This is a genomic window from Microbacterium sp. ISL-103 (assembly GCF_018613995.1).
GTDB lineage: Bacteria > Actinomycetota > Actinomycetes > Actinomycetales > Microbacteriaceae > Microbacterium.
Genome location: NZ_JAGGPD010000628.1, coordinates 1 through 2,443, shown reverse-complemented (window position 1 = coordinate 2,443; position 2,443 = coordinate 1). Strand labels below are relative to the sequence as shown.

The following is a 2,443-nucleotide window of genomic DNA, read 5'->3' as shown; positions in this document are numbered from 1 at the left end:
TGCTGTTCGTGGTCTCTCGTCGGCGCTCGCACCGCGACTGACCGGGCGGCGTCGCTCTCGCGCCCTGGTGCGGCTCAGGCCGGGTGGATCAGGCGGAAACGCTCGCAGATGATGGGCATGTCGTGCGCGAAGCCCCGCGCGTTCTCGGAGTGCGTGCGCCAGTAGCGCTCGTGGGATTCGCGCCAGTAGGCCAGGGTGCGGTCACCCTCGCCCTCCGAGTGCGCGTGCTCGGCGGTGACCTGGTCGAACGGCACCGTGCGAAGGTCGGTCGTCTCGATGACCGCGCGCGGCGCACCGGACCCGTCGAGGATGATGCTCAGCTCGCCGAGATGCGGCACGGGGTCGCCCGTCTCGTCGTAGTCCCACAGCGACGAGGCCGTGCCCGTCTTGACCCCGGCCAGCACGAGCGAGAGCAGAGCATCGGCATGCGCCGGTGTCGCGCCGAAGGCCCATGCACCGGGAACGTCGACGGGGAGCGACGGATCCTCTGCGCGGATGCTGTCCCAGAAGCGGGCGAGTGCAGGGGCGGCGTCAGTCATGCAGCCAGCCTAGGCCGCGGCATCCGGTCCACCTGAGCGACCGACGCCCGCACTCGCTCGGCGCGTGCGGTGACACATACTGAACGGATGAATCTTCCCGGCCACCCCTTCACGACGACGACCTGGGCGGATGTCGTGCCCAGCATCCATCCGGGCATCACCGGTGAGGCGGTGTGGAGGTCGCAGCAGATCGGCGACACGCGCATCCGCATGGTGGAGTACTCGCCGGGCTACGTCGCGGACCACTGGTGCAGCCGGGGTCACGTGCTCTTCGTGGTCGAAGGCAGCCTCGAGACGGAGCTCGACGACGGCCGGACGTTCACCCTGCACCCAGGGGAGAGCTATCAGGTCGGCACCGACATGGAGCCGCACCGGTCGAGCACCAGCACCGGCGCTCGACTGTTCGTCGTCGACTGACTCGGGGTGGCCGCAGGGCGACGGTCGGGTGAACGTCGCTACGGTGGGGGCATGAGCTACGCAGGGGACTCCTCGATCGATGCACGTGTGCGCGCCGTGAACCTTGATTTCGGCAGACGTCAGACGCGGCTCTTCGTCACGTTCGCTCTGATCGAGGGGCCTGTGCTGCTGCTGCTCGCCGTCGCGATCTACGGATTCGAGGTCATCGACCCCGAGATCGGCATCTGGTTCATCGTCGCGGTCGCGCTCGTCGGCGGATTCCTGTTGAGCATGCTCCTGGTTCGTCTGGTGCAGGCACGGGTTCGGGCGATCGCCCAGGCCAAGGGCGAGAATCCGCTGTTCTGAGCATTCGTCGCTCTCTCGCTCTCTCGCTCATCCCGCACGCCGCGTCGCCGCCGGGCACAGATTCGGATCGAGCGGGCCGACTCGCCGTCATGACCGGATGCAGGACGGCGTGTCCGCCGTGGCATCCGAAGTCGTGCCCGGGGAGCGAGGCCGGGCATCCGAGGTCGTGACCGGACTCGGCCATCGCCGCGGGGCGTAATCTATGCACCGGTACGCTGGAACCCATGCTCAACATGGCTGACGGCCTCGTCCGTCTCGGCGCGCTCGCCGAGAATCCGGTCGTCCGCACCCTCGCTGAAGCGTTCGAGGCCGCGGGCTTCGACCTCGCCGTGGTCGGCGGACCGGTGCGCGACGCGCTGCTGGGTCGACCGACGCACGACCTCGACTTCACGACGAACGCGATGCCGGACGACATCCTGCGCATCGTCACGCCGATCTCGACCGCCCAGTGGGACATCGGCCGCGCGTTCGGCACGATCGGCGCCCGCGTGCAGGGTGAGCAGGTCGAGGTCACGACCTACCGCGCCGACAGCTACGACGGGGTGACGCGCAAGCCGACCGTCGAGTTCGGCGACACGATCGAGGCCGACCTGCATCGGCGCGACTTCACCGTCAACGCGATGGCACTGCAGGTTCCCTCCGTGAAGCTCGTCGATCCGACCGGGGGAGTGGAAGACCTCGTCGGTGCAGTCCTTCGCACACCGGCCAGCCCGCAGGTGTCGTTCGGCGACGACCCGCTGCGCATGCTGCGCGCAGCGCGCTTCAGCGCCCAGCTCGGTTTCCGCATCGACGACGACACCGCAGACGCGATCGCGCAGCTGCGCGCGACGCTCGAGATCGTCAGCCCCGAGCGCATCCAGTCCGAGCTCGTGCGACTGATGCAGACCGCTGATCCGGTGCGCGGCATCCGCATTCTGGTCGACACCGGACTCATCGAGGAGTTCCTTCCCGAAGTGAGCGCGCTGCGCCTCGAGGTCGACGAGCACCACCACCACAAGGACGTCTACGAGCACTCGCTGACGGTGCTGTCTCAGGCGATCTCGCTCGAGCAGTCGCGCAACCCCGGCGCAGAGCCCGACGTGGCGCGGCGCATCGCGGCGCGGCTGCACGCCACCGGAAACCCCCGCCCTCGCCAGCTCGAA

General features: G+C 68.8%; 3 protein-coding genes and 1 pseudogene. 3 read left to right on the top strand and 1 reads right to left on the bottom strand.

Annotation, left to right across the window (positions count from 1 at the left end):
- Positions 1–74: 74 nt before the first annotated feature.
- A complete protein-coding gene (locus tag J7E68_RS18855; RefSeq protein WP_215175078.1) occupies positions 75–539 on the bottom strand; it encodes an ASCH domain-containing protein in 465 nt (154 codons plus the stop codon).
- An 87-nt stretch (positions 540–626) separates the two neighbouring features.
- Between J7E68_RS18855 and J7E68_RS18850 the strand changes: the two genes are divergently transcribed.
- The 3 genes and pseudogenes from J7E68_RS18850 to J7E68_RS18840 all read left to right on the top strand — a co-directional run.
- Positions 627–956 (top strand): DHCW motif cupin fold protein, encoded by a 330-nt coding sequence (locus J7E68_RS18850; protein ID WP_215175077.1) that lies wholly within the window; start codon positions 627–629, stop codon positions 954–956.
- 51 nt (positions 957–1,007) lie between these two features.
- Positions 1,008–1,301 carry a hypothetical protein gene (locus J7E68_RS18845; protein WP_215175076.1) on the top strand — a complete coding sequence of 98 codons (294 nt, stop codon included), beginning with the start codon at positions 1,008–1,010 and terminating at the stop codon, positions 1,299–1,301.
- A gap of 224 nt (positions 1,302–1,525) precedes the next feature.
- Positions 1,526–2,443 (top strand): annotated as a pseudogene (locus tag J7E68_RS18840) (CCA tRNA nucleotidyltransferase); the annotation flags it as partial.

Excerpts from the sequence above, each read along its gene's own strand:
- J7E68_RS18855 (WP_215175078.1), bottom strand. The coding sequence starts at position 539 with ATGACTGACGCCGCCCCTGCACTCGCCCGCTTCTGGGACAGCATCCGC.
- J7E68_RS18845 (WP_215175076.1), top strand. The coding sequence starts at position 1,008 with ATGAGCTACGCAGGGGACTCCTCGATCGATGCACGTGTGCGCGCCGTG.
- J7E68_RS18850 (WP_215175077.1), top strand. The coding sequence starts at position 627 with ATGAATCTTCCCGGCCACCCCTTCACGACGACGACCTGGGCGGATGTC.